Origin of the sequence: Pedobacter yonginensis (genome assembly GCF_003173595.1) — a bacterium.
Classification (GTDB): domain Bacteria; phylum Bacteroidota; class Bacteroidia; order Sphingobacteriales; family Sphingobacteriaceae; genus Pedobacter; species Pedobacter yonginense.
The window spans coordinates 18030-32658 of record NZ_QGNZ01000004.1 but is presented as its reverse complement, the minus strand read 5'-3'; the positions used below and the strand labels follow the sequence as shown (position 1 = coordinate 32658).

Sequence of the window (14629 nt, the reverse complement as noted above, 5' to 3'; positions counted from 1 at the left end):
TTATCTTTTTATGATTCAAATTTAAAAACGAACGATATATCATCAGCTAGTATAAAAAGCAAACATTTTGTTTACTTTACCTTCATTGTCAAAAAACATAACTTCGATTGCTTTTCCGCCCATAACTGATTTGTAGAATACAGCAACAGAATTCACACCAGTAGTCACTTCATACAAATCAAAATTAAAGTCTGGAATTCTATCTAACGCCTCAGTCCAATAAGTTCTAACATTTTCTTTGCCTTCTATTGACCCAGTATCAATATCAGCAGCTAATTTCAACATGGGTGTAGTTATCTCAATATCATCAGAATAATGGAAAGGATGTCTTCTAAATTGTGGGAATTCTACGTTGTTCTTTGAATCCACGGCTTGTGCTTTAACAACCTAACCCCACATTACCATTATAACTATTAATTAAAGTCTAAGCCTATTTTTCATATTAAGTCAAATTTTTTCTCAAAAATATGCCTCTATATTTTGCCTGTATTGTAGAAAACCGACAAAACTTTAGAAATTTTAAAATTTTAAGAATTGTCGGTTTTATTGTAGTGAAATTGTATATGAGGGTTTTGCTAAAAATGGTTCTCCGTAATATATAGTGGGGATTATTCCAAAAGTGGCCACTTGTTTTTCTGCAAAGTGGCCACTTTTTTCGGTTCAAAATGACCACTGTTTTCGCTTAAAAGTGGCCACTCGGCTCATTTTAAGCGGTTTTAAGGCTTATTTAAAGCCAACTTGATTCAATGGTTGTTTTTGTGCTCAAGGCCGCTTCAGCGGAGCGCTAAAGTGCTTAAAAATGGTTTTTTTAGAAAGAGTGTTGCTGAAGTTTTTTGTCTGTCGGTTTTTGGATGTAATCTTTCCCCAGAACAGCTTTATTGACTGGATAATCATATCCGGGATGCCGTGGAGTGAAGTTTTTTGCGGATGGGAGGCAGAGCATTGACAAAATTTCTTTTGCGGTGGTTCTAATAGGAATGGATATATTTGGGACTCTTCTCAAGATGTCCTGCTCAAAGTCGGGCTTATCTACGGGTGTACAGTTTGGAACGGAATCCTCTGTCTACTATTGCCGAAATCCCCAGATAGTTCATCGCCCGTAAAAAAATAAAAGATAAAGATAATTAGAGTATTTATTGGTATCGATGTAAATAGTTTTGATGCAATTCCTGAAGTGATATCAATGAAGATACACTCAATTGGGCTTTCCAATAGCTCTTCCCCTTAAGCAACCTTTTGGAGGCAAAATCAATGCTTTTTCCGTCAAAGCCTTGATCCAAAGAAGCCTTTTAAGTTGTCTTTAATTGGAAGTATCGTTTTAGATGTGAAAGTTCTTACAAACTGCTGAAACACCCAATTAAAACTTTATATTTATTTTTCAGATTTTTTTTGAAGACAATAATGCAAGGGCAAGCGCAAAGCCCAATATCTTGTTAGTTTTCTATCAAACTAATTCTGGGAATTAGATAATTAATTATTAAAAGCAAATGGCTGTAATGACATTAAGTTTAACTTGTATGCTATGATTTATTTGCATTATAATGAAAAATTCACATTGATATGAACCAAATTCATCAAGATTTAACTGTTGTTATTCATTATACGGGATTGAATTATAAGATTGTAGAAAATTTCCTGAATAACAGCCTACCTTCGCTACAGGAGAATGGATTGGAAATCTTATTGGTTTTTAAACAAAAAGAAATTTTACCATTAATTTCTACATATATCAAAAGCTTTCCTTTTTATAATTGGAAGCTGCTTCATGCGTCCCTAGAGAATGGATCAGAGATTTATGAACTTGCATTAAAGTTTTGTAGCTTCAACAGGTATATTTTTCTTGATGCAACTTACCTCCTAAAGCCATCTATTTTGTCAGAGTTTTTAAAATTAAATTTTTTTTACTCGGCCTCGATTATAATAGGGGAGGTAAGTTCACCTTTTGCTAATTTTAATCAAAATCCTTATCAAAAAGATCCAATAATATTTTTCTTAGGTAATTACGACCTTTTAAGGACAATGAAATGCAACAATGTCCTCATACCTAGTTTAACACAAGTTGATTCAATCCGGCTTATGCAGCATGATGGAGCTAAGATCATGGTTGTGAAAAATGCTTTTGAAACGTTGATCGATAACTCTGTAAAAGAGGATAATTGCGAGAAATATAATGAGAATAAAACTGGAATAACTTGGTATTACGACTATCAGGAAAAGAATTATTTACGAGCAGCCGCCTTGAATTACTTTAAAAGCTTTGATTATTTTCATTTGAAGTCTGAAAGAATTTTTAATGAAAAGTTTAATATTCTTGCTGTGGCTTCTATACATAACGAAAAAAAACATTTAAAAGATTTTCTTAACAATCTGTCACAAAATTGCGACGCCATCATCATACTTGATGATGGCAGTAACGATGGCAGCTATGAACAAATCAATGAGGAAAAAGTTATACTAAAAGTAAAAAAACAGAGGAATGGCTTTGATGACTTAGAAAACAGAAATACGTTATTGAAACTATCGTTCTTTTTTAATGTCGATTGGATATTGTTTATGGATGCTGATGAACGAATCTGTAATAAATTTGAAAGCCTTGAAAGTTTAACTCACGAAGAGACTCCCACTGCATATCTAATAAATTTTATAAACTTATGGGATAGTCCTGAATTCTTCAGGCAAGACATGGAAGGCGAAAGAAACAATGTTAAGGGAATTTATCAACGGTACCGTTTATTTAAAAACATTGGCTATACCCAAATTAAATTAGGGGATAATAGAAAGCTCCATTTCCCAACTGTACCTTATTTCAACAACAGCCGAAATAGCAGGGTATTAATTTATCATTTAGGCGTAATGAACCTATCTGATAGGTTAATTAAATACAATTTTTACAAACAAGATGGTCATTGTGTCACTAGAAATAATTACCACTACCTTCTTGATCAGCAACCCATATTAAAAAGCGTGGATTCATTAACAACTGAAGATTTGCAGGCTGATAAAATTTAGGTTTATTGAACCCCCACATTTATTTTAGATTTTGATTTAAGAGAATAAATAGTATCTTTAACTAAAGTTAAGATCCTAGAGTATTGTAGGTTAATTACCATATGATGCTTGCCTGGAACGTAATGAATTCAACTTTGTAGACCCTTAAATCTAAATCGAGCACATGAACCATAGCACAACCTAACCTAACTTGAAGTAGAGTGCGCTTATGCAAGGTGTAGGTGCAAGAATTCGTAATTTATTCTTTATTTATAATATCTCAATAAGATTCAACCTGAAACATTATGAAAAAAAAATTAAGCCTAAACAAACTACAAATAACTTCCATGGACGCCCAAGCCTTAAGGGCTGTGCGAGGGGGTGATACTTTTGACACCTGGAGCACATATGAAAGCGGTTGTACCGTGAATACCAATGAGGCAGGTTGTAATGAGAATAATACAGACGGCCAATGTTCCAATGAACAATGTCCATCATATCCAGATGGATGCGTTGGTGAAACTTTAAATCCTAGGTGTCCAACAGAGGGCTGTATGCCTGCAACTCTGGTTTTGGGGTGCAATGTATAGATGCTAAATAGCAACCGATTCCTGATTGTATGCCTTTCAAGACGTAAATTTTCGATTAATAATTGATTAAGAATATCATATAATGGTGAGCATTTAAAAAATGCTTACCATTTTTTCATCCCTTAATTTCTCCGAAATCCTTATACTTAGTAACAATAACTCGGTTTTATGAACGAAAAAATGTATCAAAAGATACATAAAATTGCTGACGAATTAAAATCACTTCCAACAACTACTAGTGGAGGGGGATTACTATCGGGCAAGATTGGAATTGCACTTTTTTTTGTACATTATGCTAAATACACCAATTTACAGAAAGATGAAGACTTCGCTTTTGAGTTTATTCAATCCCTTCTAGCGCACAATTATTGTGGTAAACATCAGCTTACTTATTCAGGCGGAATTTCTGGATTGGGTTGGTTTTTAGAACATCTGAATGCCATCGGCTTCGCTGATGTAGATACGGAAGAAACTTTAGGTGATTTTGATTCCTATATGGGTGCAAAAATGTGCGAGGAAATTGCTTCATATAATTTTGATTTTCTACATGGCGGCCTTGGCGTTTTTTTTTATTTTACCTATCGAAAACAAAGTATCACAATTCAACAATCATTAATATCTGCCCTTACTTTCCTTGAGGAAATTGCCATTAAAAACAAAAATAAAATCTCCTGGCTCGCCCTAAATTACAGAACAAAACTTCCGATGCCCGGTGAGCATAATTTAGGCCTCGCTCACGGAGTTCCAGGTATTTTATCTGTGCTTTGCTGTGCTTTTAATAAGGTACCATCTTTAAGGGGAAAATTAAAGTCTTTGATAAGCAGAGCTACAAATTTTATCCTCTGGTGCTTCGAAAGTAGTCCATCTGATGATGTGTATACTTCTTATTTTCCATATGCATATAAAGAAACTGAACCTTTTACTAACTCGCGTTTGGGATGGTGCTACGGTGATTTGGGAGTTGTTCTTTCGCTACGGTCAGCTAACTTAATTTTAAATGAGCCACAGATTGATTTGGTTATACAAAAAATTCTTCAACGATCTGCTAAAAGGAAATCTTTGGATGAAACCAAAATATTCGATGCTGGTTTGTGTCATGGATCGGCTGGCGTGGCCCACATTTACAATTCTTTTTATCAGCAACTAAGATTGCCATACCTAAAGGAAGCAGCAGATTATTGGTATTTAATAAGTTTGGAAAATGCTAATTTCATAAACGGACCGGCTGGCTATAAAAGTTATCAGGCAGACAAAGGTTTCATAAATTCTTATGGTTTTTTAGAAGGAATTGCCGGAGTTGGTCTGGCATATATTTCTTATCTTAACAATGATTTCTCATGGGATAAATCACTTCTGATATCCGTTTAATTACATGACTTACGAATCCAATTTTTTCCTAATCAGAACTCCATTATTACCATTTCATGATGGGCTGAAAATATTTGATCCTGCTATTGACCGAAGTGATTATTTAGCTAAAATATTTGCCGATCCTTTGATGCAGGAATCGATATTCCTAGCGTCAAGCGAATTACATCAACAGCTACTAAGGTATTTAAGGAAAGAACTCGAAAATCCTAAAAAAATTGCGGCATTAGAAGAAAGCTTGATAGAATATGTCTTGAGAATGAGCACGAGATGCACGCCTTTTGGATTATTTGCAGGGATTACGGTTGGGCATTTCGATAAATCAAATGTAATAAGACTGGCCCCTAGTTCTCAGTCAGGTGCACTGAAGCGTAAATTACGTTTAGATCATGCAGTACTCACAGAGTTGGTAAGATATTACGATAAAATTCCCGCTTTCAGACGCAAAACAAAATATATGGTTAACTCCAGCCTCTACCGGGTTGGCAACAAATATAGATATCATGAATATACGATAATTAATGGTCGAAGAAATTATATATTGAGCGAGATTGATTATCTACCTGTTCTCGCCAGGTTGATCAAACAGGCTTCGGGAGGCATTTCTTTAGAAAGTATAGTTAAAATATTAGTCGCAGATGGCTTTGACCAAGCCGATTCCGAAGCCTACGCTGAAGAGTTAATAGATGCCCAGATTTTAGTAAGTGAAATAGAACCCACTATAATTGGAACTGATTTCTTCGATTATTTTGTTGGTAAGGTTAATGCCTATGATTTGGAGAATAAGAACGAGCTTAATGAGCTTCAATGTTTAATACAAAATATTAATAACGATGCCGCCGGAACTGAGATCTACGAACGATTATCAAATACTCTGCGTATTTTTGGACTTGAAGACAAGAAAAAAGGTTTATTTCAAGTTGACCTCAATAAAACTGCTGAAGTTGCATCACTGAGTTGTGGTGTCAGGGAGAATTTATTTAAATCAGCTCAGCTATTAATTGCACTCAATCTTGCAGATCTTAGCAGATTAAATTTAGAAACCTTCAAAAAAGCGTTTATAGAGCGTTATGATCGTGCCGCTGTAAGCTTAATGGATGTGATGGATGTGGAAAATGGCATCAATTACAAAAAATTGCTGGAGCATACTTTTCCTATCTTTCCAACAGTCAACACCAGGCTGGAAACTCTTAAAAGATACAAAGGAGATAAACTTAAAAATGCCCTCTTTAAGGGTGAAGTTGTCATTGATATAACCGATGAAGAACTTGAAAAAATTGGAATCTTTCCTAATGCGACAGATCTGCATCAATCATTCAGCATTATGGCAAAAGTACTTGATGATAAGGGAGAAGTTTTTCAATTAGAAAGTATAACCGGGCCTTCATTTGCAAAATTACTTGGAAGGTTTTGTAATTCAAATGATGAACTGAAAATGGAAGTAGAGAAACTTGCTAAAAAAGAGCGGGAGCTATATCCTGATCAAACAATTGCGGAGATTGTCCATTTACCAGAAGATCGAGTGGGAAACGTTTTAAACAGACCTCATTTATCAACTTTTGAAATTACTTACCTTGGTAAGTCCAAGCTACCATTATCGAAACAAATCAAAGTAACGGACCTCTATCTGAGAATGGATCAACATAGGCTCACCCTGTTTTCAAAGAAACTTGGTAAAGAAGTAGTTCCCAGACTTACCTCTGCACACAACTATGTCGGTAATTCCCTACCTATTTATCATTTTCTTAGTGAGATGCAGATGCAGGATAAACAGGGTGGAGTAAAGTGGTTTTGGGACGAAGGTGAAAACAGATCGTTTTTACCTCGAGTAAAATACAAAGATATTGTCCTATCTCCTGCAACATGGAATGTTCACCTACAAGATTTTTTAGTGAACAAAAATGACTGGAAAAATCTACCGAAAATCATCGAGGCATTACCTAGCTATTTTATTGAAGTAAAGATAGCAAGATATGTTTACTATACAATGCAGGACAACAAACTACTTATAGATACCAGTTCTGATTTTGGAGTTAGGTATTTAGCGAAGAAATTCCTGAGAGGTTTAGGTATGAATTTAGAAGAAGCTTTATTTAATCCTCAAAGTTTATTTGTTAAATCACAAAAAAAAGGTTTTACTAATGAGATAATCATTCCTTTTGTACAGCATCCAAACGAAAAAATTAGAATTGTACAATCTGAATCAATTCTAATACCTAAGTTAAGACGCGAATTCGAGCCTGGTAGTGAATGGGTTTACTACAAAATATATACAGGGGCGAAAACGGCCAGCCAACTTTTATACAAAACTATTTTTCCTTTAATAAAACAATTATTAAAGGAGAACTTGATTAAGCAATGGTTTTTTATAAGATATGCAGATCCTAAAAGGCACCTCCGTCTGAGGCTACTGTTAAATGATGAAAAAAGCCTAGGTTTGGTATTTTCAAAGATTTACAAGAAATTAAATTATTATTTAAAAAATTCCATTATCACCAACTTGCAGGTTGACACTTACACTAGGGAGATTGAAAGATATGAAGAACATACTATGGAACTTTCAGAAGAATATTTTTTTGTTAATAGCAACTTTATATGTAATATCTTCCAGGTGTTAGATTGGAACGATCAACAATTCAAGGGGCATTTAGCTTTTAAGTTAATAGATGACCTTCTTACTTGTGTGTATCCGAACATCAGGGAGAGATACCTCTTTATAAACGGTGAGGTAGAAAAACGCGGATTGGGAAAGGTTCCGATTCAAAAAGGTAAGAAAGAAGATTACAATAAAAGATATCGATCCTTCAGTGTGTCTATTGACAGATTTCAGAATGATTTTCAACAAAATCTAATCGTAAAAAAAGCCTTCATTCAGCACAAAAATTTTATAGCTCAAAATTTGACCTTTCTGTCGGCACAAAAAAATGATGAGCCCATCAAAAGAATCATTGCGAGTTACATTCACATGTTTGCCAACAGAATCTTTGAAGAACATCAAAATGAGATGGAAGGATTGCTATATTTTCATTTGGAAAAGTACTACAGATCTATTTTGGCCAGACACAAAAATCATGGAATTAATAATTGAATTGCAATGTCTTTAAGTTTCCCTAATTATAAGCAAAAGGATAAGAAAGATTGTGGCGCTACCTGCCTTAAGATTATTCTAAAGTATTACAAAATCTCTTATAGCTCCCACCTCTTAAACGAGATGTGTGAAACTACGAGGGAGGGAACAACCTTTTTTCATTTAAGTGAGGCTGCGGAAAAGATAGGCTTTAGAACAGCTGGATTAGAGTTGAAGTTTGATCAGTTAAAAGATGAAGTAAATTTGCCCTGTATATGCCACTGGAACAGACATCATTTTATTGTAGTTTATAAAATAACAAATAAAAAAGTATATACGTCCGATCCTGCTCATGGGTTGATTAATTATTCTAAGGAAGATTTCCTTGACGGATGGAAACGTTATATCTCTATTAAAAAAGAGGTAGTGGGAAATGTCCTTTTATGCGAACCTACACCAGAATTAGGAAGTTCAATCAATGAATATCATCAGCCAACTAAACTAAGCTTGACCTATTATTTCAAGCATGCTTTGTTCAATAAAAAATTGTTGTATCAAATTGGTCTAAGTTTGTTAATTACGGCCATTTTAGGGTTGATCTCACCACTGATTAGTAAGAACATGGTGGATATTGGTATACTCAACAAAGATATCAAGTTCATTTATATTCTTTTAATTTTTCAGGTCGTATTATTTCTAATAAGCAGTATCATTGAAATGTTTCGAAGTTGGATGTTACTCTACCTTGGGTCATCGTTAAGTATCAATATTTTATCAAGCTTTTTTATAAAATTGATGAGCCTACCCATTTCCTACTTCGAGAATAGAATGAAAGGAGATATCCTGCAAAGGATCAGAGATAATTCAAGAATCCAGTCACTGATTAGTACCACGCCAATTTCTATCCTCCTTGCTACATTTAACTTCATTGTTTTTAGCATTATCCTCATTCTATATAACTACAAAATATTTTTTATTAATATAATCGGGACGCTCATCTATATTGGATGGGTCGTAATTTTCTTAAAAAAAAGAAAAGATCTTGATTACAAAAATTTTAACAGAAGCAAAGAAGAGCAGTCTTCACTGATAGACATTGTTACCGGTATGCAAGAAATCAAACTTTTTAACGCTGAACGGAAAAAAAGGTGGAAGTGGGAAAGGCTCCAGGCAAAACTTTTCACCATAAGAAGAGAATCCTTGTACTATGATCAGATTCAGGTAACTGGATCTAACCTAATCAATCAAATCAAAAATATTTCATTAAGCGTTACTTCAGCCACATTAGTTGTTAAAGGTGAGATGACTTTGGGCATGATGATGGCAGTTACTTACATGCTCGCTCAGGTGAACTCACCTTTGATGCAGTATGTAAGTTTAATCAGAATGCTTCAGGAGTCAAAAATTAGTATCGATCGGTTGAGCGAGGTGCACGATAAAGAATCTGAGGATAATGGTTCACCAACAATTATTGAAGCCCGAGCCGACATTAAATTGTCCAATATCAGTTTTAGATATGTAGGTGGAGAGGAAAATGTTTTAGAGAACGTTACGTTAACGATTCCCAATGGTAAGGTTACAGCAATTGTTGGCGAAAGTGGAGGTGGCAAAACTACACTGTTAAAGCTTATCTTGGGCTATTATACACCGCAAAAGGGAAAAATCTTTATCGGAGATATTAACCTGAGCGATCTCTCCATCCGATCCTGGCGTAAAATTTGCGGGGCGGTTATGCAGAATGGTTATTTATTTAATGATTCTGTAGAGAATAACATTGCAATGAGTGATGACCTTCCAAATAAAGAAAAACTCAAAAAAGCCGCATCTGCAGCAAATATTCTAGATTTCATCAATAAAATGCCAAATAAATTCAAGACAAATATTGGTATGGATGGAGTTGGAATTAGTGGCGGTCAACAGCAGAGAATTTTAATTGCCAGGGCCCTATACGATTTACCAAGTTACCTTTTTTTGGATGAAGCAACCAGTTCATTAGATGCAAATAACGAGAGTGAGATTTCTGGCAATCTAAGGAATATTTTTAACGGTAAAACTGTACTCGTTATCGCACATAGATTGAGTACAATTAAAAATGCAGATCAAATTGTAGTAATGAGCAAGGGTAAAATTCTGGAGGTTGGAACGCATCATGAACTTTTAGGTTTAAAAGGAAACTATTGTCAACTAATCAGCAATCAAATCGGAAATGCTTAGTTTAATGTTGGTCCTGTAAAGAAACTATTTAGCAAAGCCCATAAGATCTCTTTCTTAAGAAAGATCTTAAATTTTGAGGGAAGTATACTGAATGCTGTGTAAGGAAAAAAGATGTGTGTAATTCTAAAGTGAGTTGAGAAAGTCAGAACTTTGATGCGAGAATTGTAGGTGAATAATTAATTTCAAAGAACTGTTTTCCTAGTGCTCTCGGTAATGTTTAATATCTCGTTCAGTACCTGTTCATGGGATAACTCTACAATCATCAAGCCCATGAAGAAGAAAAGGTTCAGAGGAGCTGCCCATTTTCTATCAGATCGGTAACTATGTATATTGAAAATATCATGGTGTTCAGCGCTGGCATGAGCATATTGATACTACTTTAAGAGAAATGTGGACATGGAAATTTAAATGCTTTAAAAAAAAAGATGTGACGAGCCACATAGCATATGCCACCATTGGGTGGCTAATAGTTGTCATGTTTATAAGCTTCCTTGATGTTCCATCGGAAATTCACGAAATTATTTACCCGCAAGTATCATCAAAGATATAACCAGTGGGCATAAATCTTCAATGCATCATTTTTACAAAAAGCTAAGTTTCCTACTTTTCAAAAGTTTGATAGATATTCATAAATAATCTATCAAATAGAGTGTATTCTTTTGTAATTATTTCTACTTCACCAACGGCTTCCTGTTCGTCCTTCAACTTTTCCTCCAACTTTTTTAGTTCAACACTTTCGATAGCTATGGTCAATTTATAGAGATTGTTATTGGTTACAACACTTATTTTCCCGACACTTCCTTCAAGAAAACCGTACTCATAGTAAGGATATTTTTTGAGGTTTACTCTAGCTCTTTGCCCTATTTCAATATTTCCGGCGCCCTCGATTGAAATATTTGCAATACCAACTATACCTTGATTGGGAGTTAAGATTGCAAGCAACTCATCCCCGGTTCTAAAATATTGTCCCTCATTGATAAGATTTAAAAAACTGATTTTACCGCTTTTAAGTGCTTTAATTACATATTTTTGATCCCAATTTCTGATGAATACCTCGATATTTCTAATATTCGCATATATCTCATGGTATAGTCTTTCTTTTTCTGTAGATAAGTGATGAATATAATCATTGACATCCTGAATGGCCCTTAACGTGCCCAAGTTTTGTTGTACAATTTCCTTGTCATTATTATCGACTTGCGTCCTTGAGCTGAATTGATTGGCAACTGCATTATAATATTCATGCTTAGAGATGACACCAGATTCAAAAAGTTTTGTATAATCCTTCAATCTTTGTGATTCTTTGGAAAATTCGTTCAAATTGGCTATTGAGTGAAGACGCAAAATTTTATTGATACTATCATTCCGTTTTTTAATACTGTAAAGATTGTTAAGTTTAATTTTATTTATTGGGTTTGTCAGTTCTTTAAAGCTTACCAGATTATTTATTAACGCATTATATTCGGATTGCATTTCACCGAAAGATAAAGGAATGTTATCATTTGCGATAATAGCATCAATGTTTTTAAACACATAACTGTAATTACTACTCATCTTTTTAAGATAGACAACGCTTTCATGACTTGTCGCATTATCAATTAAAGCAAGTGGCTCTCCTGCGTTCACGTATTCTCCGTCACGTACGAATATTTTAGCAATTTGACCATTTTCTTGGCAAATGATTTTTAGGGGTCGCGATGAATTGAAAACAGTGATATCGCCCGACATTTTTTGAGGATACTGAATGAAATATGCGGATATAAGGAAAAGAATTAGGATAACTAAAACGAAATAAGTTGTACGCGCGAAAACCCTATTTGGTATTTTGCCAATAATTTCATTTATTTCTTCAGAAACTTCATTGACATCTTCGTTATCTCTTTTTTCTGGCATTGTAAGTCTCTGCTGATTAAAATATTAAAAAATTGTTTATTTTTATATAGATTGGGGGAATAAATAGGAACTGTAATTTAAGCTTTTTGGCACTAATATGAAAATGATATCTATATTAATTATTGCAAATGAAAACTCGATAGAATATGCCAATGATTTCTATAACCTTTTTATTAGTCCGATCTATCACTCAGACTATAATTTTAGCTTTAATTTTGAAACTATTAGCTCATTGAACACAGGTCTACACCAATCGACAGCTAGTATAATGATCGTTTTTAACCCTGAAACCTTATTTCAGCTTCATCGTAAGATAAAGATCAATCAATCAATAATTTATATTTGCAACGATGAAAATGGCAGGAATCTTCCTCCAACTCTCCCGTATCTAAACAAAATTATAATGGTTAATGGGAATGTTGAAAGCCATTCTTTTTGGGGTACCCCAATAGAATTAATCAGTGTTATTCCTTTGAATTTTATTCATAAAACTTCAGGTCTAAAACATGCTCAAACCAGTGATAAGGTTATGAAAATTCGATATGATATTGGGAATGAAGAATTATTAACGGCAAAAAAAGTTATTAAAATATTCAACCATAACCCCTCATATCAGTTAGATATTTTTACAAAAGAATTAAATGAATTCATGTTAAAAGGCTTTTATAATGAAAACATTAACTTCTATCCCCTCAATTCGAATGAGAGCCAAAATATTACAGATTATGATCTGTTTATCGGCAGTGATAATGGTATTGCTCGGGCAATCGTCATGCATGTTCCCGCATTTGTGGTGGGGAGTCATGGATTAGGCGGCATAGTTGAGTCGGAAAATCTTGAACATTATTATAGAACAGGATTTAAAGGCCGAATTGGGGGTATATTAGGCGAGGAAGTTCCTGTTAAGCTACTAGAAATTTTGTTCTCGGATGCTATTGAGAAAATAGAATTACATAATAAGAATGGATTAGCACTGGTGAATCCAGATAAAGTTGAAGAGTTATTTGGAGATTCTAATGAAATAAGCATAAAGAAAATTTTAGATGTATTAGACTATACGATTCGAAAGAGGCATTCAATCCTAGATCCCGTTATTTTTGATTCACTTTCAATAAAAGTCAACAGTTATATTAAAAGCATATGTTACGGTCAGGAACATATTATTATTAATAATATTACAGGCAGGTTAATTGGGACCTTAAATGACGACGAATATCAGATCTTTTCAAAGTGTGGCCAATCAATTACAGTAGCAAAATTGCATGAGTTGACACCCGATTTCGAAAGGGAAGATATAAATGATTTTTTAATCCAATTATGGGAGAACAGTATAGTTGATTTGACGCCAAATACCCTTTTTAAATATGGGTAAGTATTTCACTGACATTCTTAAGGATTTTAATCTGAGCATTATTATGCCTTTTTATAGGAAATTTGATGCATTCTCAAGAATACTTCCTTTAAATGCAAATTTGTTTAGCAGGAATGGTATCGAAGTGATTATTGTCCTTGATGAACCCAGTCAAAAAAAGCAGGTACTGGACTTGATAAAATGCTATCCCTTGATTAACTGGATAATTATCTTAAACAGAAATGAGCATCCTTGGAGAAATCCTTCGCGAGCAATAAATGTTGGAATTAAAAATGCATCAAAGAAATATACTATGGTATGTAGCCCGGAAAGTTATTTTGAAACAGATGCCATTTTCAGGCTAAGAGTTGTAGTTGAATTCTATGAGGCATCATTTGCCGTAGGAAAAGTTTATTTTAATACCTATGGTGACTTTTCCTTAAATAGTAACATGGGCTTATCCTATGGGAGCATTATGGTTAAAAAATCTCACCTTATCAACGTGGGATGCTACCAGGAGGAATTTGATAATTGGGGAGGTGAGGATGATCAAATCAGGCATAAGCTTGAATTCTATGGATATAAGAAAATATATGTTGATGATGCGATCTTGATTCATTTCGATGGATCCCCTTCAGAAATTGTTAATAGAAATCAAAAATCTAGAGAAATTCCTGATTACACTTACCAATATTCACAAAGGCCAAGTTCCAAAAATTTAGAACAACGTAACTGGGGGAAAGATTTCGACGAGATAATCTTTGACTATAGAAAAAAAAAACTCGATTTGGAAATTGATTAGTCCCTACCCATTTAATTATAAGGTGGATTACCCAAAATACTTGACCTGAATCGTCCTGATTTTACTTGTCGTTTTTGAGTTATAATACTAGAATTTTAGGTTAGTTTTCCATTTTTTTGCTCTTTGCCATTAGCGTAGAGGCGAAAATTGGCTTAACCAAACTTAAATTTATTGTAAGAAGCTTTTTAACAATATTTTACCAAAATCGTGTACCAATATATCTTAGACAAGCCATAATCAATAGAATTAAAATTAAAAGAATTATCATTCTACAAATATGAACAAAGGGTAATTAGGTGGGGATTCGCATCAAGTTATCAATTCTTACGCAATTTGAGTGAATGTGTTTCGAGCAA

The 14629-nt window shown here is 34.1% G+C and carries 9 protein-coding genes; 7 read left to right on the top strand and 2 right to left on the bottom strand.

Features of this window, described 5'->3' with window-relative positions; translation table 11 throughout:
• Positions 1–42: 42 nt before the first annotated feature.
• A complete protein-coding gene (locus DHW03_RS15040) occupies positions 43–369 on the bottom strand; it encodes a nuclear transport factor 2-like protein (protein WP_205941017.1) in 327 nt (108 codons plus the stop codon).
• Positions 370–1560: 1191 nt separating this feature from the next.
• Here DHW03_RS15040 and DHW03_RS15035 point away from each other — a divergent pair.
• The 5 genes from DHW03_RS15035 (at position 1561) to DHW03_RS15015 (ending at position 10227) form a co-directional block, all read left to right on the top strand.
• Positions 1561–3009, top strand: a complete 1449-nt coding sequence (locus DHW03_RS15035; protein ID WP_109926675.1) for a glycosyltransferase — start codon at positions 1561–1563, stop codon at positions 3007–3009.
• A gap of 284 nt (positions 3010–3293) precedes the next feature.
• A complete protein-coding gene (locus DHW03_RS19690; protein ID WP_109926674.1) occupies positions 3294–3578 on the top strand; it encodes a class I lanthipeptide in 285 nt (94 codons plus the stop codon).
• Between the two features lie 168 nt (positions 3579–3746).
• Entirely contained in the window at positions 3747–4946 is a 1200-nt protein-coding gene (locus tag DHW03_RS15025) for a lanthionine synthetase C family protein (protein WP_109926673.1), read from the top strand.
• A gap of 4 nt (positions 4947–4950) precedes the next feature.
• Positions 4951–8034, top strand: coding sequence for a lantibiotic dehydratase (locus DHW03_RS15020; RefSeq protein WP_109926672.1), 3084 nt, complete (start codon positions 4951–4953; stop codon positions 8032–8034).
• A 6-nt stretch (positions 8035–8040) separates the two neighbouring features.
• Entirely contained in the window at positions 8041–10227 is a 2187-nt protein-coding gene (locus tag DHW03_RS15015; RefSeq protein ID WP_109926671.1) for a peptidase domain-containing ABC transporter, read from the top strand.
• Between the two features lie 600 nt (positions 10228–10827).
• Here the strand turns inward: DHW03_RS15015 and DHW03_RS15010 are convergent.
• Positions 10828–12120, bottom strand: coding sequence for an HlyD family secretion protein (locus DHW03_RS15010; RefSeq protein WP_109926670.1), 1293 nt, complete (start codon positions 12118–12120; stop codon positions 10828–10830).
• 103 nt (positions 12121–12223) lie between these two features.
• Between DHW03_RS15010 and DHW03_RS15005 the strand changes: the two genes are divergently transcribed.
• Both DHW03_RS15005 and DHW03_RS15000 read left to right on the top strand, forming a co-directional pair.
• Positions 12224–13492 carry a hypothetical protein gene (locus DHW03_RS15005; protein ID WP_165825433.1) on the top strand — a complete coding sequence of 423 codons (1269 nt, stop codon included), beginning with the start codon at positions 12224–12226 and terminating at the stop codon, positions 13490–13492.
• Positions 13485–14273 carry a glycosyltransferase gene (locus tag DHW03_RS15000; RefSeq protein ID WP_109926668.1) on the top strand — a complete coding sequence of 263 codons (789 nt, stop codon included), beginning with the start codon at positions 13485–13487 and terminating at the stop codon, positions 14271–14273. The genes DHW03_RS15005 and DHW03_RS15000 overlap by 8 nt, the downstream gene beginning before the upstream one ends.
• Positions 14274–14629 lie beyond the last annotated feature (356 nt).

Bases quoted from the DNA above. Each gene is read 5' to 3' on its own strand.
- DHW03_RS15000 (WP_109926668.1), top strand. From the start codon at position 13,485: ATGGGTAAGTATTTCACTGACATTCTTAAGGATTTTAATCTGAGCATT.
- DHW03_RS15035 (WP_109926675.1), top strand. From the start codon at position 1,561: ATGAACCAAATTCATCAAGATTTAACTGTTGTTATTCATTATACGGGA.
- DHW03_RS15025 (WP_109926673.1), top strand. From the start codon at position 3,747: ATGAACGAAAAAATGTATCAAAAGATACATAAAATTGCTGACGAATTA.
- DHW03_RS15015 (WP_109926671.1), top strand. From the start codon at position 8,041: ATGTCTTTAAGTTTCCCTAATTATAAGCAAAAGGATAAGAAAGATTGT.
- DHW03_RS15010 (WP_109926670.1), bottom strand. From the start codon at position 12,120: ATGCCAGAAAAAAGAGATAACGAAGATGTCAATGAAGTTTCTGAAGAA.
- DHW03_RS15005 (WP_165825433.1), top strand. From the start codon at position 12,224: ATGATATCTATATTAATTATTGCAAATGAAAACTCGATAGAATATGCC.
- DHW03_RS15020 (WP_109926672.1), top strand. From the start codon at position 4,951: ATGACTTACGAATCCAATTTTTTCCTAATCAGAACTCCATTATTACCA.
- DHW03_RS19690 (WP_109926674.1), top strand. From the start codon at position 3,294: ATGAAAAAAAAATTAAGCCTAAACAAACTACAAATAACTTCCATGGAC.